Annotated in this window: 16 protein-coding genes and 1 pseudogene; 10 read left to right on the top strand and 7 right to left on the bottom strand. The window is 74.5% G+C overall.

From position 1 onward, the window contains the following. Positions 1-177 precede the first annotated feature (177 nt). Both purN and purH read left to right on the top strand, forming a co-directional pair. Positions 178-825: a phosphoribosylglycinamide formyltransferase gene (purN, locus tag ACFYVJ_RS01505; RefSeq protein ID WP_388885352.1), complete on the top strand. Its 648-nt coding sequence runs from the start codon at positions 178-180 to the stop codon at positions 823-825. Continuing rightward, positions 818-2428: a bifunctional phosphoribosylaminoimidazolecarboxamide formyltransferase/IMP cyclohydrolase gene (gene purH, locus ACFYVJ_RS01500; protein WP_388885349.1), complete on the top strand. Its 1611-nt coding sequence runs from the start codon at positions 818-820 to the stop codon at positions 2426-2428. The genes purN and purH overlap by 8 nt, the downstream gene beginning before the upstream one ends. A 96-nt stretch (positions 2429-2524) precedes the next feature. Here the strand turns inward: purH and ACFYVJ_RS01495 are convergent, their stop codons facing one another. After that, the gene (locus tag ACFYVJ_RS01495) at positions 2525-3112 is read right to left on the bottom strand and encodes a hypothetical protein (RefSeq protein ID WP_388885346.1); all 588 of its coding nucleotides are present in this window, start codon (positions 3110-3112) and stop codon (positions 2525-2527) included. A gap of 110 nt (positions 3113-3222) precedes the next feature. On the opposite strand from ACFYVJ_RS01495, the gene ACFYVJ_RS01490 reads away from it, so the two are divergent. The 6 genes from ACFYVJ_RS01490 (at position 3223) to ACFYVJ_RS01465 (ending at position 10228) form a co-directional block, all read left to right on the top strand. Next, a complete protein-coding gene (locus tag ACFYVJ_RS01490) occupies positions 3223-4131 on the top strand; it encodes a bifunctional methylenetetrahydrofolate dehydrogenase/methenyltetrahydrofolate cyclohydrolase (RefSeq protein WP_388885343.1) in 909 nt (302 codons plus the stop codon). Further along, on the top strand, positions 4131-4514 hold the full coding sequence (locus ACFYVJ_RS01485) for a DUF3017 domain-containing protein (RefSeq protein WP_388885341.1): 384 nt from the start codon (positions 4131-4133) through the stop codon (positions 4512-4514). The genes ACFYVJ_RS01490 and ACFYVJ_RS01485 overlap by 1 nt, the downstream gene beginning before the upstream one ends. A gap of 181 nt (positions 4515-4695) precedes the next feature. Continuing rightward, positions 4696-6285: a helix-turn-helix domain-containing protein gene (locus ACFYVJ_RS01480; RefSeq protein WP_388885338.1), complete on the top strand. Its 1590-nt coding sequence runs from the start codon at positions 4696-4698 to the stop codon at positions 6283-6285. A 241-nt stretch (positions 6286-6526) separates the two neighbouring features. After that, positions 6527-7525, top strand: a complete 999-nt coding sequence (locus ACFYVJ_RS01475; protein ID WP_388885336.1) for a malate dehydrogenase — start codon at positions 6527-6529, stop codon at positions 7523-7525. Positions 7526-7945: 420 nt separating this feature from the next. Continuing rightward, on the top strand, positions 7946-8134 hold the full coding sequence (rpmF, locus tag ACFYVJ_RS01470; protein ID WP_388885333.1) for a 50S ribosomal protein L32: 189 nt from the start codon (positions 7946-7948) through the stop codon (positions 8132-8134). Between the two features lie 249 nt (positions 8135-8383). After that, positions 8384-10228 (top strand): hypothetical protein, encoded by a 1845-nt coding sequence (locus tag ACFYVJ_RS01465; protein WP_388885330.1) that lies wholly within the window; start codon positions 8384-8386, stop codon positions 10226-10228. Positions 10229-10360: 132 nt separating this feature from the next. Here the strand turns inward: ACFYVJ_RS01465 and ACFYVJ_RS01460 are convergent, their stop codons facing one another. Both ACFYVJ_RS01460 and ACFYVJ_RS01455 read right to left on the bottom strand, forming a co-directional pair. Next, on the bottom strand, positions 10361-11098 hold the full coding sequence (locus ACFYVJ_RS01460; protein WP_388885327.1) for an isocitrate lyase/phosphoenolpyruvate mutase family protein: 738 nt from the start codon (positions 11096-11098) through the stop codon (positions 10361-10363). Positions 11099-11103: 5 nt separating this feature from the next. Next, positions 11104-11574, bottom strand: a complete 471-nt coding sequence (locus ACFYVJ_RS01455; protein ID WP_388885324.1) for a carboxymuconolactone decarboxylase family protein — start codon at positions 11572-11574, stop codon at positions 11104-11106. Between the two features lie 46 nt (positions 11575-11620). Between ACFYVJ_RS01455 and ACFYVJ_RS01450 the strand changes: the two genes are divergently transcribed. Beyond that, entirely contained in the window at positions 11621-13129 is a 1509-nt protein-coding gene (locus ACFYVJ_RS01450) for a PLP-dependent aminotransferase family protein (protein WP_388885322.1), read from the top strand. A gap of 58 nt (positions 13130-13187) precedes the next feature. On the opposite strand, the gene ACFYVJ_RS01445 is transcribed toward ACFYVJ_RS01450, so the two are convergent. The 3 genes and pseudogenes from ACFYVJ_RS01445 to ACFYVJ_RS01435 form a co-directional block, all read right to left on the bottom strand. Beyond that, positions 13188-14600, bottom strand: a complete 1413-nt coding sequence (locus ACFYVJ_RS01445; protein ID WP_388885319.1) for a metallophosphoesterase — start codon at positions 14598-14600, stop codon at positions 13188-13190. A gap of 157 nt (positions 14601-14757) precedes the next feature. Beyond that, positions 14758-14985: pseudogene (locus tag ACFYVJ_RS01440) on the bottom strand (SCO4848 family membrane protein); the annotation flags it as partial. 83 nt (positions 14986-15068) lie between these two features. After that, positions 15069-15944, bottom strand: a complete 876-nt coding sequence (locus ACFYVJ_RS01435) for a glycosyltransferase family 2 protein (protein ID WP_388885316.1) — start codon at positions 15942-15944, stop codon at positions 15069-15071. Positions 15945-16083: 139 nt separating this feature from the next. Here ACFYVJ_RS01435 and ACFYVJ_RS01430 point away from each other — a divergent pair, with 139 nt between their 5' ends. Further along, positions 16084-16641: a GNAT family N-acetyltransferase gene (locus tag ACFYVJ_RS01430; protein ID WP_388885313.1), complete on the top strand. Its 558-nt coding sequence runs from the start codon at positions 16084-16086 to the stop codon at positions 16639-16641. 154 nt (positions 16642-16795) lie between these two features. On the opposite strand, the gene ACFYVJ_RS01425 is transcribed toward ACFYVJ_RS01430, so the two are convergent. Then, positions 16796-17557 (bottom strand): hypothetical protein, encoded by a 762-nt coding sequence (locus ACFYVJ_RS01425; protein WP_388885310.1) that lies wholly within the window; start codon positions 17555-17557, stop codon positions 16796-16798. Positions 17558-17704 lie beyond the last annotated feature (147 nt).

Raw genomic sequence — 17704 nt, 5'->3', positions numbered from 1 at the left:
CGTGCGCGGGCGCGCGTAACTGCTACCGGAGACGCTACCCCGCCCGGCCTGGCGCGGCCCCGCCAGGGGACGCCCGGTATGGTGGCAGACGTCCGCCGCCCCTCCCCGGGACCCCTGGCACCCCAGGGTCTCGCGGCTCGTACGGACACACAATCGCCCGCCGAAGAGAGATCCCCCGTGGTTGCGCATGCGCCCGCCCGCCTCGTCGTGCTCGTCTCCGGCTCGGGCACGAATCTGCAGGCCCTGCTCGACGCCGTCGCCGGGCAGGGGGCGGACGCCTACGGCGCCGAGGTCGTCGCGGTCGGCGCCGACCGCACCGCCGAGGCCGGCGCCGCCGGGCTGCTGCGGGCGGAGCGCGCCGGGCTGCCGACGTTCGTCTGCCGGGTCCAGGACTTCGCCACCCGCGCGGAGTGGGACCGGGCGCTGGCCGAGGCCACGGCCGCGTACGAGCCGGACCTCGTGGTCTCGGCCGGGTTCATGAAGATCGTGGGGAAGGAGTTCCTGGCCCGCTTCGGCGGCCGGTTCGTCAACACCCACCCCGCGCTGCTCCCCAGCTTCCCCGGCGCCCACGCCGTACGCGACGCGCTCGCGCACGGCGTGAAGGTCACCGGGTGCACCGTCCACTTCGTCGACGAAGGCGTCGACACCGGCCCGATCATCGCGCAGGGCGCGGTCGAGGTCCGCGAGGAGGACCACAGGGACGGGGGCGAGGCGCTGCACGAGCGCATCAAGGAAGTCGAACGGCGGCTGCTCGTCGACGTCGTGGGCCGGCTGGCCCGGGACGGGTACCGCGTCGAGGATCGAAAGGTTCGGTTCGGTGAGTAATTCTGGGTCCCCGGGCAAGGCAGGTTCCGCGTCGGAAGAGGGTGCCGGGGCTGACTCCCGGCGGCCGGTACGCCGCGCGCTGATCAGCGTCTACGACAAAACCGGCCTGGAGGAGCTGGCCCGCGGGCTGCACGGGGCCGGGGTCGCGCTCGTCTCCACCGGCTCCACGGCCGCGCGCATCGCCGCCGCGGGAGTGCCGGTGACGAAGGTCGAGGAGCTGACCGGCTTCCCCGAGTGCCTGGACGGCCGGGTCAAGACCCTGCACCCGCGGGTGCACGCGGGCCTCCTGGCCGACCTGCGCCTCGACGACCACCGGCGGCAGCTCGCGGAGTTGGGCGTCGAGCCGTTCGAGCTGCTGGTGAGCAACCTCTACCCGTTCGCCGAGACCGTCGCCTCCGGCGCCTCGCCCGACGAGTGCGTGGAGCAGATCGACATCGGCGGCCCTTCGATGGTCAGGGGCGCGGCGAAGAACCACCCGTCGGTCGCCGTCGTCGTCAACCCGGCGCGCTACGACGAGGTGCTCAAGGCCGTCGGGGACGGCGGCTTCGACCTGGCGCAGCGCAAGCGGCTCGCGGCGGAGGCGTTCCAGCACACGGCGGCGTACGACGTGGCCGTGGCCAACTGGTTCGCCGCGGACTACGCCCCCGCGGACGAAGGACCGCAGGACTTCGTCGGCGCCGCCTACACCCGGCTGAGCCCGCTGCGCTACGGCGAGAACCCGCACCAGGCCGCGGCCCTCTACACCGACGGCTCCGGCGCAGGGCTGCCCGGCGCCGAGCAGGTGCACGGCAAGGAGATGTCGTACAACAACTACGTCGACACCGAGGCCGCCCGCCGCGCCGCGTACGACCACGAGCGCCCCTGCGTCGCCATCATCAAGCACGCCAACCCCTGCGGCATCGCCGTCGCCGAGGACGTCGCCGAGGCGCACCGCAAGGCGCACGCCTGCGACCCCGTGTCCGCGTACGGCGGCGTGATCGCCGTCAACCGGCCGGTGTCGAAGGCGATGGCCGAGCAGGTCGCGGACATCTTCACCGAGGTCATCGTGGCGCCGGAGTACGAGGACGGGGCGCTGGAGGCGCTGGCGCGGAAGAAGAACATCCGCATCCTGCGCAGCGCCGGGACGCCGCAGCGCGGGCAGGAGTTCCGGCCCGTCGACGGCGGCCTGCTGGTGCAGAAGCGGGACGTCTTCCAGGCCGGGGGCGACGACCCGGCGGGCTGGCGGCTCGCCGCGGGCGCGGGCCTCGACGCGGCGGGGCTGGCGGACCTGGCGTTCGCCTGGCGGGCGTGCCGCGCGGTGAAGTCCAACGCGATCCTGCTGGCGAAGGACGGCGCCACCGTGGGCGTCGGCATGGGTCAGGTCAACCGCGTCGACTCGGCGAAGCTCGCCGTGCAGCGCGCGGGCGCGGAGCGCGCGGCCGGGGCGTACGCCGCCTCGGACGCCTTCTTCCCGTTCCCCGACGGTCTCGAGGTGCTGCTCGAAGCGGGGGTACGGGCCGTGGTGCAGCCGGGCGGCTCGATCCGCGACGAGCAGGTGATCGAGGCCGCGCAGAAGGCGGGCGTGACCATGTACTTCACCGGCGCACGGCACTTCTACCACTGAGGCCGGTCGGCTCGGCCGGCACAGATCACAGGGATCGCACAGACGAACGGAGCCCCGCCTTCGCCGGCGGGGCTCCGTCCGTATACGTAACGAATGTCACTGCCTGGGCCGCGAGAACCAGCGCCCGGAGTCGCGGTTCGCGACCATCACGATCGAGATGATGCCGAGCGCGACCCAGATGATGCCGAACGGGAGCGACACCAGACCGAAGAGGATAAGGAAGCTCAGCCACACGATGCTGCCGACGCGCACGCCCCCCGCGCCCCTGCCGAACAGCGAGGCGAGGACGATGCCCAGGATCGCGTGCACCAGATAGATGCCGGCGATCACGGCCACCGCTTCCGCCGGGACGTCGACGCCCGAGCCTTCCTCGAAGCCGTCCTCGAAGGAGTCCGAGTCCACCGCGATGACGATGAGCAGCACGAGTGAGAGCAGGGACTGCAGACCTGCCGAGATGAACATCATGATGCGGGCGGCGGTCGCCTTGCCCGGGATGCTCGTCGGGTAGCCGCCGCCGTCGCCGTACGGCCCTGCACCGCCCGGGTACGCCGGGTACGGCTGGCCGGCGCCGGGGTACTGCGGGTAGCCGTAAGGCTGTTGCTGCTGGGCAGGCTGTTGCTGCTGCGCCTGCTGTTGCTGGCCCTGGGGCCCGCCGTAGGGGTTGTTCTGGTCGGGGAGGCTCACGGTGCCCTTCTTCCGCGGTTTGGACGTACTGACACACTGACCTGGCCCGAGGACGGCTGTCCAGACCGGCTGATTGGTCTGTTACCCGCAGCATCGGGGAGGATGGGGCCATGACCGCCCAGATTCTCGACGGCAGGGCCACCGCGGCCGCGATCAAGTCCGAGCTTGCCACGCGCGTGCAGGCGCTCAAGGGCCGGGGTGTCACGCCCGGCCTCGGCACCCTCCTGGTCGGAGACGACCCGGGCAGCCAGAAGTACGTCGCGGGCAAGCACCGCGACTGCGCCGAAATCGGCATCGCCTCGATCCAGCGCGAGCTGCCCGCCACGGCCACGCAGGAGCAGATCGAGGCGGTCGTCCGCGAGCTGAACGAGGACCCGGACTGCACCGGCTACATCGTGCAGTTGCCGCTGCCGCGGGACATCGACGAGAACCGGGTGCTGGAGCTGATCGACCCGGCCAAGGACGCCGACGGGCTGCACCCCACGAACCTGGGCCGGCTCGTGCTCAACGAGCCGGCGCCGCTGCCCTGCACCCCCAACGGCGTCATCCGGCTGCTGCGCCAGTTCGGCGTGGAGCTGAACGGGGCGCACGTCGTGGTCGTCGGGCGCGGCGTCACCATCGGCCGGTCGCTGCCGCTGATGCTCACCCGCAAGTCCGAGAACGCCACGGTCACCCAGTGCCACACCGGCACCCGTGACCTCGCCGGGCACCTCCGGCAGGCCGACGTCGTCGTGGCCGCGGCCGGCTCGCCGCACCTGATCAAGCCGGCGGACATCCGCCCGGGCGCCGCCGTCCTCGACGTCGGCGTGAGCCGCGACGAGCACGGCAAGATCGTCGGGGACGTGCACCCGGGCGTCGCGGACGTCGCGGGCTGGCTGTCGCCGAACCCGGGCGGGGTGGGGCCGATGACACGGGCGATGCTGCTGGTCAACGTCGTGGAGGCGGCGGAGGCCGCGACCGGGGCGAACGGGGCCGCCGGCACGTCCGGGATGGGCACGGCCGCGCCGGCGGCGCCGTGATGGCCCGCCGCACGGCGTTCCCCACCCGCGGCACGGTCCGCCCCGAGGGCGGCGGCCGGGCGGCGTCCGGCCAGGCCCCGCCGCCGGTGCGGCAGTGGCCGATACTCCTGGTGCTCGCGATAGCGGCGGCCGGGCTGATCACGGTGGCCGCGGGCCCGTTCCGCGAGGGCACGCTGATCCTCGGCGGGGCACTGCTCGTCGGCGGCGTGCTGCGCTGGACGGTGCCGGAGGTGGGCATGCTGGCGGTGCGGTCCCGGTTCACGGACATCGTGACGTTCGGGGTGCTGGGGCTGGCGCTCGTGCTGCTGGCGCTGGTCGCGATGCCGGACCCGTGGCTCGAGGTGCCGTTCCTGGAGGACGCGGTCCACTTCTCCGTACGCTGACGGGCGCGGCCGGCGGGGGGCCGGCCGAGGTCTGCGGATCTCTGCGGAGGGCCGGCGAGGGTCTGCGAGGGGGAGCCGGCGAGAGGCGGGATCGTACCCGGGATCTCCACGTCCGCGCTGGCAGATGCGATGCTGGAGCGGGAGCGCGTCACGGGGACCAAGGGGGAACGAGGGAGTAGCGATGCCTCGCTGGAAGGAGCTGCCGGAGGAGCTCGACCCGCAGATACGGGACTTCGCCGCGCACATGCGCCGGCTGGTCGACCGCAGCGGCCTGACCGTGTCCGAGGTCGCGGACCGCACCGGGTACAGCAGGTCGTCGTGGGAGCGCTACCTCAACGGGCGGCTGATGCCGTCCCGCGAGTCGGTCGTCGCGTTCGCGGAGGTGACGGGGGCGCTGGACGACCAGCTCATGACCGAGTGGAGCGCGGCGGACCGCGCCTGGAGCCGGGCGGAGCTGCGGAACCGGTCGGCGCTGCGCGCCCTCCGGGCGGCACAGCCCGACCCGGATGACCCGCCCGCCTCGGAGCCCGGCCGCCAGGGCCGGGGACTCCGCGGAGTCCTGGGCCGGGGCAGGGGGCGCGGCGAGGAGATACCCGGCGCCGGGGAGACGGCGGGCCGCGGCGGGACCGGCGGCGCGGGGCGGGGTGCGGAGAGGCCCGTACACCCGGACGCGACGGAGCGCTCGGCGGTACGTCCCGGACCTCCGCCGCCGCCGGAGCGGCGGGCGACGGGGGCGGCCGGGGAGGGCGACGCGGGGGCGAGACCGGGAGCCGGGGCCGGCGCAGGAGCCGTGACGGCGGAGGAAGCCGGCCGCGGTTCGGACACCGGGGGCGACGCCGGTGCAGACGCGGGGACCGACACCGGAAACAACACGGGCAGCAACACCCGGAGCAGCACCGGAAGTGACACCTACAGCAGCACCGGAAGTGACACCCGCAGCAACACCGGAAGCAACACCGGGCACAGCACCCTGAGCAGCACCGGAAGCGACACCGGAAGCGACACCGGGCACAGCGCCGGAAGCAAGGCCGCCGACCCCGCCGCCCGGGACACCGACGAGACCACCAAACTCCGTGCCCTCTCCCGCCCGACCCCGCCGCCCGCCCCGGAGCCGGCCGGCGAGACGGCGCGTACCCGGCCGATATCCACCGCCCCCGCCCCGGCCCCGCCCGCCGCGGCGCCCGCGCGGAAGAACTGGCCCCTGCGCCGCGTGCTCCTCGCCGGCCTCGTCACCCTGCTGCTCACGGGCAGCGTCGTCGGCGTCGTCTACGTCGGCCACGGCCTGATCGCCGACCCCGGCGTCGAGGAGCAGCAGAAGCCCCGCGGCGGCCCGAAGCCGGAGTCCGGCCCGGCCGGGAAGTCGTCGGGTTCCGGGTCCGGGGCCGAGTCGCCGTCCGAGACGGCGGAGCTGCCCGAGGGCGTGGAGTGCCAGGGCGACGACTGCACGGGCAAGGACGCCGACGAGATGGGCTGCGGCGGCGACTTCGCCCGTACGACCACGCAGACGACCATCGGCGACATGGTCCTGGAGATCCGCTACAGCGAACCCTGCCAGGCGGCGTGGGCCCGTATCACCGCCGCGGAGCCCGGCTCGACGGTCACCGCACTGGCCGAGGTGCCGGGCGAGGAGCCGGTGCGCGAGGACTCGTCGGCCGGGACGACCGAGGGATATACCGCGATGGTCGTGGCGGAGGAGCTGGAGGCCGTACGGGCGTGTGCGGAACTGCCGGACGGGACCGCGGCCTGCACGAAGGGGACACTGCCGTCGTAGGCGTGGTGGCCGTCGTGGGGTCGGAGCCGCGGTGGCCGTCGTAGCGGTCGGTCGGGGCGCAACTGCCCTTTCCCGCCCGTACCGGCGGCTCCGCCTGACCCGCCGTCGTGACCGGGCCCACACCGGCCGCCCTCCGGCACTCCGTGCCAGTCGGATAGATTGACCCCCGGGGGCACGGCTGCCCTTGGCCGCCCGGGCCCCGCCAGCCCGTACGTCGCGCCCCCTCATCGGAGAGATCACCATGACCCGCACTCCCGACAGCCCTGTCACCGTCACCGTCACCGGAGCGGCCGGGCAGATCGGCTACGCGCTGCTCTTCCGTATCGCCTCCGGCCAGCTCCTCGGCCCGGACGTGCCGGTCAAGCTGCGGCTGCTGGAGATCACCCCGGCCCTCGGCGCCGCCGAGGGCACGGCGATGGAGCTCGACGACTGCGCGTTCCCGCTGCTGCGCGGCATCGACATCACCGACGACCCGAACGTCGCCTTCGCCGGCGCCAACGTCGCGCTGCTGGTCGGTGCCCGCCCGCGTACCAAGGGCATGGAGCGCGGCGACCTGCTGGAGGCCAACGGCGGCATCTTCAAGCCGCAGGGCACAGCCATCAACGACCACGCCGCGGACGACATCAAGGTCCTCGTCGTCGGCAACCCCGCCAACACCAACGCGCTCATCGCCCGCGCCGCCGCCCCGGACGTACCGGCCGAGCGGTTCACGGCGATGACCCGCCTCGACCACAACCGCGCGCTGTCGCAGCTCGCGAAGAAGACGGGTGCCGCGGTCGGCGACATCAAGAAGCTGACGATCTGGGGCAACCACTCGGCGACCCAGTACCCGGACGTCTTCCACGCCGAGATCGCGGGGAAGAACGCCGCCGAGGTCGTCAACGACGAGAAGTGGCTGGCCGACGAGTTCATCCCGACCGTCGCCAAGCGCGGCGCGGCGATCATCGAGGCGCGCGGCGCCTCGTCGGCGGCGTCGGCGGCCAACGCGGCGGTGGACCACGTGTACTCGTGGGTCAACGGCACGGCGCAGGGCGACTGGGTCTCGATGGGCATCCCGTCGGACGGCTCGTACGGCGTGCCGGAGGGGCTGATCTCGTCGTACCCCGTGACGTGCGCGGACGGTGCGTACGAGATCGTGCAGGGGCTGGAGATCAACGAGTTCTCGCGGACCCGTATCGACGCCTCGGTGAAGGAGCTCACGGAGGAGCGCGAGGCGGTGCGGGGCCTCGGGCTGGTCTGACCGCCTGGCGCCGCTGACTGCCGGCCGCTTGCCGCTTGCCGCGGCGGGTCCTCCTGGGGGAGGGCCCGCCGCGGTTTTCGTGTGACGGGGATATTCGGTTGCGGGCTGCCGGGGTGGTCTCTACGGTCGGGCGCATGGTCTCCGAGCCGGTCGACACACCCGAGGCGCACTAGCGCCCTCGCGCCGGCCCCGCGGGTAGCGGGGCTGCTTCGTCTTGTCCTGCTCGACCATCTCGTCTCCGGGACGTATCCCCGTGCTTCCTCAGTTGCCTTTGCTTCGCGCCCGTACGCGTGCGCATGCGTACGCGCGTCCGTACGTGCATCCAGACACAGCCCTGGTTCTCCGGCCCCTGGTCGGGCGGGATCCCCCGCCCGCGTTCGCCGCACCGCAGCGAACGTCCACCGGAGGAAGGAAACCAGCGTGTCCAGCTCCATGTTCAGGAAGAAGTCGCGGTCCCGGGTCCGCCACCACCGCGCCCAGTGGCGCGGCCGGGTCTCCGCGCCCGCGCTGATGACGTGCCCGAACGCGGCGTGCGGCGAGCCCAAGCCGCCGCACACCGCCTGCCCGAACTGCGGGCAGTACAAGGGGCGTCAGGTCTACCGCCCGTAGCGCGTCCGAGGGCACCCCGCCCGGGCCGGCCGGCCCGGGCGGGGTGCCGGTTCGTGCGGGGAGGGCGGACCGGCGGCGGGGGCCCGTGTCCGGACGGGTGCGAAGTCGGGCGGCGGGGGGCGCGAGGGGCCGAGTCCTCGGTACGGTTCGGTGTGCCGGCGGAGGGTGCGGTGCCGGGGGCGAGTCCGGGCGGGGCGTGCTGTGTTGCCCGTGCGGGGCTCTCGGAGACCTGGGGGACAGGAGACTGACATGAGCAGCGGCGGGTCGTACGGGGACGAGGACGCACAGCAGCGGGGGCAGGGCCCTGAGGTCCCTCCACCACCGACGATCCCGCCGCGGCCGGTGGGGGCGCCCGCGGGGGGTTCTGACGTGCCGGTGGGTGACGCGGAGTCGGATGCACCGGCCGTGGGCGACGGGACGACGTCCGTGGAGGACGCGGGGGAGGAGACTCCGGCCGCGGAATCCGACGAGGTGCCAGCCTCGTCGCCGCCGCGGGATCGGGCGCCGGAAGACGGGGTGCCTGAGGACCGGGTTCCCGAGGACAGGGCACCTGAGGACAGGGTTCCGGACCAGTCGGCGGAAGACGAGGGCGACGAGGACGAAGAACCGTCGAACTCCGTTGCGGATGAGGCGCCGTCACCGTCGCCGTCGGCGGAGCGGGAGTGGTGGGAGGACCGGGCTCCGGACGCGTCGTCGGCGGGGCCGGACTGGGCGGCGGCGGGAGCGAAAGACGACGTACCGCCGCGGCCGACAGTGGCGCCGGACAGGCCGGCGGATGCGGCGCCGGATGCCGGTACGGAGGCGGCGGCGGACGCCGAGTCGCCGATGGCTGCGGGCGCGGAGTCGCCGGGGCAGGGCGAGTCGCAGGACTCCGAGGCCGGGCCGCGGGATGCGGAGGCCGAGTCGCAGGCTGCCGAGGCCGAGCCGTCGGGCGCGAAGTCCGACCTGCCGGTGTTGAGGTTGCCGGCAGAGGCGGCCGGTCCGGGGGCTGAGCCGCCGGCGTTGAGGGTGCCCGACTGGTGGGCGGGGGCCGGTAGTCCGGCACCGCCGCCGACCGCGCCCGACTGGTCGGAAGCCCCCGGTGCCGTCCCACCGCCACCCGTCACCGCACCCGACTGGGGCGCGGCGAGCGCCCCCGAAGCGCAGGTCCCGCCCCTGCCCCCGGAGTTGCCGACGCAGTCCGCCCACCAGCCGCCCCCCACCGCGCCGGGCTGGGGCCCGGAACCGGCCCCCGGAGTGCTCCCCCCGCCGCCGCCGGACGTGCCGACGCAGGCCGCCACCCCGCCGCCGGGGCCGGGGTACCCGGCGGCGCACGGGCAGGAGCAGGAGCAGGCGTACGGCTACGGGCAGGACGCCTCGTACGACCCCTACGCCGGTGCCTACACCCCGTACCCCGGCTACGAACTCGGCGTCGAGCCCGAGCGCCCGCGGCGACGCGGCGGCGTCATCGCGGCGGTGGTGGGTCTCGTGGTGATCGTGGCCGGCGGGCTCATCGCCGCGGGCTGGCTGCTGCTCGGCGGAGACGACGACGGCGAGCAGGCGGCGGAACCCCGGCGCAGCGCCGCGGCGGACCCCAAGTCCCCGAAGGAGGACCCTGCCCCGTCGTCGGAGCCCTCGTCGCCGTCTCCTTCGTCGTCGGAGCCTGCCGTACCGCCCGGCTATGTGCTCGCGAGGGAGAACGGGTACGCGGTGGCCGTACCGGAGGACTGGGAGCGGCGCGTCGACGGGGTGTCGGTGTTTTACGAAGAGCCGTTCGCGGGGGGCGCGTTCATCCAGGTCTACGAGGTGACCGAGCAGGTCAGCCCGTATGAGGCGGTGCAGATCATCGAGGGCACGAAGGAGAACGCGGAAGGCTACCGGCTCAACGAGCTGGCGGATCTGGGGCACGCCGCGGAGTACGACTACTCGTACGTCGACGAGGAACTGGGCCCGCGGCGCGTCTTGCTGCACGACACGCAGACCGGGGACGGAAAGATGTACGCGCTGCTGGTCTCGGGCCCGGAGACGGCCTGGCCCCAACAGCGGGAGGTCGTGGACGAGATGACGGCGTCGTTCTGCACGGGGGCGGAGTGTGAGGTAGTGGGCGGAGCCTGAGCCGGAGACGGTCTCCCGGCGCCTCCGGGCCTGCCGCCCGGCGTGGGGCAGGCCCACCGCACGCGCGATGCCGCCCACCCGGCTCCGTACCCCCGTAGCGGAGCCGGGAGCCGCCGCCCGCGGCACTCGCCCCTACCCCCTCCCCAACTCCCTCGCCAGCTCCTCCACTCCCTTCAGCGTCCTCTCCAGCAACCCGCCCCCGAACGTGATCCTGCTCGCCCCCAGCCGCCCCAGCTCCGCCGGGCCCGGCCCCGCCCCCGGGGCCGCCGCCAGCGCGTTCACCGGCAAGCCCGTCTCCTCCGCCAGCAGGCCCAGATACCTCGGCGGCGCCCCGATCGGGTACACGCCGTCCGCCCCCGCCGCCGCGTACAGCCTGCCCCGTTCCACCGCCGCCGCCGGGTCCTCCACCCCCCGTACGAACGTGTCCACCCTGGCGTTGACGAACAGCCCGTCCCCCGCCTCCGCCCTGACCTCCGCCAGGAATTCCGCCTGTTCCCCCGCCGCCCGCAGCGTCCTGCCCGGGTGCACCGTGTCCTCCAGGTTGCAGCCCACCGCCCCCGCCGCCAGCAGCCGTTCGACCAGCTCCCGCGGCCGCAGGCCGTAGCCCGCCTCCACGTCCGCCGTCACCGGTACGTCCACCGCGCGCACGATCCGCGCGATCGCCGCGAACATCTCCGCCACGGGCGTCGCCTCCCCGTCCCCGTAGCCCAGGGCCCTCGCGATGCCCGCGCTCGGCGTGGCCAGCGCCGCGAAGCCCGCGTCCGCGAAGACGCGGGCGCTCGCCGCGTCCCACGGGCCCGGCAGCACCAGCGGGTTGCCCGGCTCCCTGCCGTGGTGCAGCGCCCGGAACTCCTCGGCTCTCCCCGCCACGGCCCTCACGCCCCCTGCTCGTACTGACCCGGCGTGTAGTCCCCCGCCTTCGCCCTGCTCGTCACACACCACCGGTTCCACGCGTTGATCACCGTCAGCACCCCGATCAGCCGCGCCAGTTCCTGCTCCCCGAAGTGCTTCGCCGCCCGCTCGTACACCTCGTCGGGTACGAACCCGTCGGTCAGCACCGTCACCGCCTCCGCCAGCGCCAGCGCGGCCCGCTCCTTCTCCGTGTAGAGGTGCGGCACCTCCTCCCAGGCGTTCAGCAGGTACAGCCGCTGCTCCGTCTCGCCGGCCGCGCGCGCGTCCTTCGCGTGCATGTCGATGCAGTACGCGCAGTGGTTGATCTGGGAGGCGCGGAGCTTCACCAGTTCGTAGACGACCGGATCGAGGCCCTTCTTGGCCGCTTGCTCCACCCTGACCAGGGCGCGGTGGACGTCGGGGGCGAGTGCGAAGAGGTCGAGACGCTGTGTCATGCCTCCCACGCTAGATCTTCATATCCCAGATGTATGGTCCATTTCCATGGCGGATTCCTGGGCCACTTCGGCGGAGCTGCGCGACTTCCACCGCTCCCTCGACCTGCACGTCGACGTCCGCGCCGGCACCCGCGGCGCCGGTGCCGCGCTCATCAGGTCGCTGCGCGACGCGGTACGCACCGGGCGGCTCGCCCCCGGCGCCCGGCTGCCGTCGTCCCGGGCGCTCGCCGCAGACCTGGGCGTGGCGCGCAACACGGTGGCCGACGCGTACGCCGAACTCGTCGCCGAGGGCTGGCTGACCGCCCGGCAGGGCTCCGGCACCCGCGTCGCCGCCCGCAGCGAGCCCCGCCGCACCACGCCCCAGGCGCACGCCCCCGCGCACGAGCCGCCGCGCCACCCCCTCGACCGGCAGGCCGTCTACAACCTCCTCCCCGGCGCCCCCGACGCCGCCCGCTTCCCCCGCGCCGCCTGGGCCGCCGCCGCGCGGCGGGCGCTCACCGCGGCGCCCTCGGCGGCCTTCGGGCACCAGGGCCCCGGCGGGCGGGTGGAGCTGCGGCGGGCGCTGGCCGGGTATCTGGCGCGGGCCCGCGGGGTGTACGCGGAGCCGGAGCGGATCGTGGTCTGCGCCGGGTTCACCGGCGGGCTGCGGCTGCTGGCCGAGGTGCTACGGGCCGAGGGCGCCCGGCGGGTCGCCGTCGAGCCGTACGGGCTCGGGCTGCACCGCCGCCTCCTCACCGACGCCGGGCTGCGGACGGTGCCGCTGCCGTACGACGACGAGGGCATCGCCACCGCCGCCCTGCCCGCGACCGGCGCCGGCGCCGTCCTCCTCACCCCGGCGCACCAGTTCCCCACCGGCGTCCCCCTCGCCCCCGACCGGCGCGCGGCCGCCGTCGACTGGGTGCGGGCGACGGGCGGGGTGGTGCTGGACGACGACTACGACGGCGAGTTCCGCTACGACCGGCAGCCGGTGGGCGCGCTCCAGTCCCTCGACCCGGAGCACGTCGCGCACCTGGGAACGGCCAGCAAGAGCCTGTCGCCCGCGCTGCGGCTGGGCTGGATGGTGCTGCCGGAGCGGCTGCTGCGCGGGGTGCACGCGGTGCAGTCGCTGAGCCGGACGCCGCCGGGGGTGGTCGATCAGCTCACCCTCGCCGAGTTCCTCGACTCCGGCGGCTACGACCGCCACGTACGCGCCGCCCGCCAGCGCTACCGCCGCCGCCGCGACCGCCTCGTGGCCGAACTCGCCCGGCGGGCGCCCCGGGTGACCGTCACCGGGATCGCGGCGGGCCTGCACGCCGTCGTACGGCTCCCGCCGGGCACCGAGCGGCGGGTGCTGGCGCGGGCGGCGGTGGAAGGGCTCGCGGTGGCGCGGCTGGGGGCGTACGCGTACGGCAACGCGGCGTGGGAGGAGGGCGGCGACTTCACGGCGCCGGCCCCGGCGGGGGACGCGCCGGGGGTGCAGGGGGAGGCGCTGGTGGTGGGGTACGGGACGCCGCCGGACCATCTGTACCCGGGGGCGCTGGGGGCGCTGTGCCGGGTGCTGGAGGCGGAGACGTAGGGGGTACGGACCCGTCCCGCGCGGGGGCGGGCGCGGGCCGTACGCGTACGAGCGCCCCTCACGCCCCCGGCGACGCCAGCCGCACCATGGTGATGTCCGACGGCGCCCCCACCCGCACCGGCGGCCCCCACGCCCCCGCGCCGCGCGTGACGTACAACTGCGTGTCCCCGTACCGCTCCAGCCCCGCCAGCGTCGGGTTCGCCGCCTCCGCGATGTACGTCACCGGCCACATCTGCCCGCCGTGCGTGTGCCCCGACAACTGCAGGTCGACGCCGTGGTCCACCGCGTCGTGGATCACGACCGGCTGGTGCGCGAGCAGCACCGAGGCGCGGGAGGTGTCCCGGTCGCCGAGGGCGCGCGCGAAGTCCGGGGCCTTGCCGACGTCCTCGCCGGAGACGTCGTTGACGCCGGCGAGGTCGAAGCCGGGCAGTTCCGTACGGGCGTTCTCCAGCGGGTGCAGCCCGAGTTCGCGGAGGTGGTCGAGCCATTCGGCGGCGCCGTCGGCGCCGGTGAAGTACTCGTGGTTGCCGGTGACGAAGTACGAGCCGTCGCGCGCGTCCAACTGCCCCAGCGGCTCCGCGGCCGTACCGAGATGGTCGACGGAGCCGTCGACGAGGTCGCCGACGACGGCGACGAGGTCGGGGCGCTGGGCGTTGATGGTGTCGACGATCCGCTGGGTGTGCCCGCGGCCGAGGACGGGGCCGAGGTGGATGTCGCTGACGACGGCGATGCGGTAGCCGTGGGCGGACGCGGGCAGCTTGGTGAGGGGGACGGTGACGTTCTTGACCCTGGGCGCGCGGCCGAGCACGCCGTACGCCCCGTACGCGACGGTCCCGGCGGCGACGGCGGTGGCGCCGATGGCGACGGTACGGGCGACGAAGAGCCGCCGCGACACGTCACCGCCGCCCGGCGCGGCGGCGGGGTAGCCGCCGTCGGCCGCGCCGCGCTCGTCCCCGGTCCCGGTGGCCGGCCCGAGCCGCAGCGGCGCCTTGGTCCCCGTACCGCCACCGCCACCCGCGCCGCCACCGGCCTCCGCGGCGGCCTCGTCGGCCGCCTCCGCGGTCGCGACCTGCTGCGCCAGGGCGGCGACGGCCGCCTCGCGCTCCGCCTCTGCCACCGGCGCCGCCGCTCCGGCACCACCGGCCGCCCGCCGCGCCCGCCGCTCCAGCACCCGCAGCAGCACCGGCCGTACCAGCTCGCCCACCGCCAGTCCCAGCAGCAGATACAGCAGCAACGCCAGCCACATCAGCCCCGGCCACCCCAGCGTCTGCTGCACCGGCATCGGCGCCCCGGCCCGCTCCGAGGCCACCGCCGCGAACGCCATCAGCGGCAGCAGCACCACGGCGGGAGTCGCCAGCCTGCGCGGCCAGCCGCCGCGCCGCATGGTGTCCCGGACCAGCCGCCGCCACACGTACCAGTGCGCCCCGGCGACGAGCAGCAGCATCCCGATCGCAATCGGCACGAAGACCACGGCCCTACCTCCCGGCCCCGGCCGCCGCCTCGCGCACGTCCCCGCCGGCCCCGCCGGCCCCGTCCGCGCCGTCGGCACCGTCCGAGCCGTGGGCGCCGTCGGCGCCGCCGCGCCCGCCGCCGCCCGGACCGCCGTCCGCCGGACCGCCCTCGGCCCGCCGCCCCGCCCGTACGCCGCGCAGGCCCAGCCACCCGATCGTCGTCCCCAGCACGAAGGAGGTCACGGCCAGCGTGAGGTGCACCCAGAAGTACCCCGTGGGGTCGCCGTCCTCGAAGGCCAGCCCGCTGGAGTCCTTCCACAGATTCCGGACGAACGTGATCCAGATGAACCAGGACCACCCGCCGAAGGCGAGCAGAAACCAGGAGGCGCGGCGTGAGAGGTACATGCGACAAGCCTCGCACCCCGCCCCACGAACCCACGCCCGGGGCACTCTGAGCCCCGCACCGGCGGGCCCCCGCCCCCGGTGAGCTAGACGATCGGCGGCCGCCCCAGCCTGGACATGCGCCACACGGTGCGCCACCGCATGGGCCGCCGCCCGCCGCAGTCGGTCCGCATCCCCTCGGTGAACCCGCCGAACCACGCCCGCAGCCCCGCCGCCGACCGCACCCGCGCCAGGGTGAGCGCCAGCCAGGTGCCGAGATAGACCGGGACCAGCGGGAACGGCAGGTGCCGGCGGGCCAGCCAGACGCGGTTGCGGGCCGTCATGCGGTAGTAGACCGCGTGCCGGGCGGGGGAGGTCTTCGGATGCTGGAGCAGCAGCTCGGGGTCGTAGACGACCTTCCAGCCGGCGTCCAGCGCCCGCCAGGCGAGGTCCGTCTCCTCGTGCGTGAAGAAGAAGTGGCCGGGCCAGGTGCCGACCTCGTCCAGCATGCGCATCGACAAGGCGTGTCCGCCGCCGAGGAAGGTGGTCACCTCTCCGCCGCGCATCGGGTCGCCGGACCGCAGCCGGGGTACGTGCCGGCGCTGGGTGGCGCCGGTGGCGTCGGCGATGCGGAAGCTGACGACGCCCAGCCGCTCGTCGGCGGCGTAGTGGTCGCGGAGCCGGGCGAAGACCTCGTCGTCGACCAGCAGCCCGTCGTCGTCCAGGTCGACGACCACGTCCACGTCGCCGAAGGCGCGAAGCTCCTTGATCGCGACGTTGCGCCCGCCCGCGACGCCCAGGTTGTCGCTCAGCTCCACGGCGGTCACGCCGTCGCCGAGGTCCGGCAGCCGGCATCCGTTGCCGACGACCACCACCCGCGCGGCCGGCACCCGCTGCGCGGCCACCGACTCCAGCAGGGCGGCGAGTTCGGCGGGGCGCGTGCCCATGGTCAGGACGGCGACCCCGAGGCGCGGTACGGACACGACGGCACTCCAGACCTCGACTACGGTGCCCGCGATGCTAACCGTTCATCACCCGGCCACCCCTTGTTACGCCACCCGTGGTCCCCGTCCGCGGGTAATCCGGTGGCGGGGGCGGGGTGGGGCGGGTGACGATCCGGGGATGGGGAGTTTTCTGGAGACCGGGCGGCTGGTGTTGCGGCCGTTCGGCGCCGGCGACGTCGATCTCCTCGTCGCCCTGGACGGCGATCCCGCCGTCATGCGGTTCATCAACGGTGGCCGCCCCACCAGCCGCGAGGCCGTCGAGCAGCGCGTGCTGCCGCGGCTGCTCCACGACTACCCGTGGGGCACCCGCGGGTACTGGGCCGCGGAGGAGAAGGGCGGTGGCGGGTTCCTCGGCTGGTTCGAGTTCCGGCCGGTGGAGGCGGACAGCCCCGCCGTCGTCGAGCTGGGGTACCGGCTCAACCGGTCCGCCTGGGGGCGCGGCTACGCCACCGAGGGCTCACGCGCGCTCATCCGCAAGGGGTTCACCGACCTCGGCGTCGAGCGGGTCACCGCCAACACCATGGCCGTCAACACCGGTTCCCGCCGCGTGATGGAGAAGTCCGGCCTGATCTTCGTACGGCACTTCACGGGCGACTGGCCGGAGCGGATCGAAGGCTCGGAACACGGTGAGGTCGAGTACGCCCTCACCCGGAGCCGGTGGGAACGGACCCGGTAGCCGCCGGCGGTACCTCGGCCACGAAGAAGAGGAAGCAGGTCTTCGTTCACCCGGGCCCGAGTAGCGGCTGTACCCGGGTCACCCGCCCCGGCCGCGGCGCCGTCGATACGTGCCATAGCCGCAGCCTAGGTCACGGATCGCCGGCCGGGCCGCCTCAATCCCGGCCTTCGGGGCTGTAGTTCGCCCGCTGGCCCCGGTTGAGGTTCCGGGCCAGGCATACCTGGCACTCCACCCAGCCGGTCTCCCCGTCCTCCTTCGTACGGACCACGCGGACCGGACGGCCGTGGTCGGTGAACCCGTTGGCCTCGTACCGCGCCAGCGTCTCCGTCGTGACGAAACCCCACATCTCGCCCACATACATCTTCTTCTCGCAGAAGTCGCATACGTCGGCGACATCCGGCCGTTTCACCGACTCCGGCCACGAGCCGTGGACCCGCTCCCACCCCAGGGCCGCGAAGAGCACGCAACCCGCCGGGTCCACCGCACCGTTGGCGTCGGAGACGTGGTCGTTCAGCGCGTCCGCACGTGCCGCCGCCCGGTCGAAGATGAAGAACTCGCTGCACCGCTCGCACACGGCCCACGGCGTGTCGCTGGCGACGTGCTGCCGTAAGAAGTCGTCGAACACGGACGGCAGCCGGTCCGCCGGAAGGAACATCTCCCACAGCCCCTTGTTCGTCTCGAAGCAGTCGGCCCAGTGGACCTCGGAGATCATCACCGTCCTGGTGGGGAGGTAGTACGCCTCCGCGCGTTCCAAGGGCGCGTTGCAGCAGTCGCACACCATCTCGCCGCCCCGCCCGCCGGCGCCCCCGCTCCCGCCGGCGCCGCCGTCCCCGGCGGGCGCCGGCAGCGCCGCGTCCCCGCCGCCCCGTGCCCGGCCCGCGCGCCCGCCGAACAGCCTCTTCCGGATCCAGTCCATGCCCACCGCTCCTCCGTCGGCGACGGTCGTACCTTCAGCGTAGAACCGGGACCCGGGACCCCTCCCGTGTCCCACCCGCCCCCATCCGGGGGCGCTCCTCGGCCAACTAGCGCACCTCGGTGTCCACATCGACGGCGACTCCAGGTA

The sequence above is a fragment of the Streptomyces sp. NPDC004134 genome (genome assembly GCF_042874195.1).
Lineage (GTDB): Bacteria > Actinomycetota > Actinomycetes > Streptomycetales > Streptomycetaceae > Streptomyces.
Note: the sequence above shows the minus strand (reverse complement) of the source record. Positions and strands in the feature narration are given on the sequence as shown.

Coding starts and splice junctions, on each gene's coding strand:
- ACFYVJ_RS01490 (WP_388885343.1), top strand. CDS start 3,223: ATGACCGCCCAGATTCTCGACGGCAGGGCCACCGCGGCCGCGATCAAG.
- ACFYVJ_RS01485 (WP_388885341.1), top strand. CDS start 4,131: ATGGCCCGCCGCACGGCGTTCCCCACCCGCGGCACGGTCCGCCCCGAG.
- ACFYVJ_RS01480 (WP_388885338.1), top strand. CDS start 4,696: ATGCCTCGCTGGAAGGAGCTGCCGGAGGAGCTCGACCCGCAGATACGG.
- ACFYVJ_RS01475 (WP_388885336.1), top strand. CDS start 6,527: ATGACCCGCACTCCCGACAGCCCTGTCACCGTCACCGTCACCGGAGCG.
- ACFYVJ_RS01465 (WP_388885330.1), top strand. CDS start 8,384: ATGAGCAGCGGCGGGTCGTACGGGGACGAGGACGCACAGCAGCGGGGG.
- ACFYVJ_RS01455 (WP_388885324.1), bottom strand. CDS start 11,574: ATGACACAGCGTCTCGACCTCTTCGCACTCGCCCCCGACGTCCACCGC.
- ACFYVJ_RS01450 (WP_388885322.1), top strand. CDS start 11,621: ATGGCGGATTCCTGGGCCACTTCGGCGGAGCTGCGCGACTTCCACCGC.
- ACFYVJ_RS01430 (WP_388885313.1), top strand. CDS start 16,084: ATGGGGAGTTTTCTGGAGACCGGGCGGCTGGTGTTGCGGCCGTTCGGC.
- ACFYVJ_RS01425 (WP_388885310.1), bottom strand. CDS start 17,557: ATGGACTGGATCCGGAAGAGGCTGTTCGGCGGGCGCGCGGGCCGGGCA.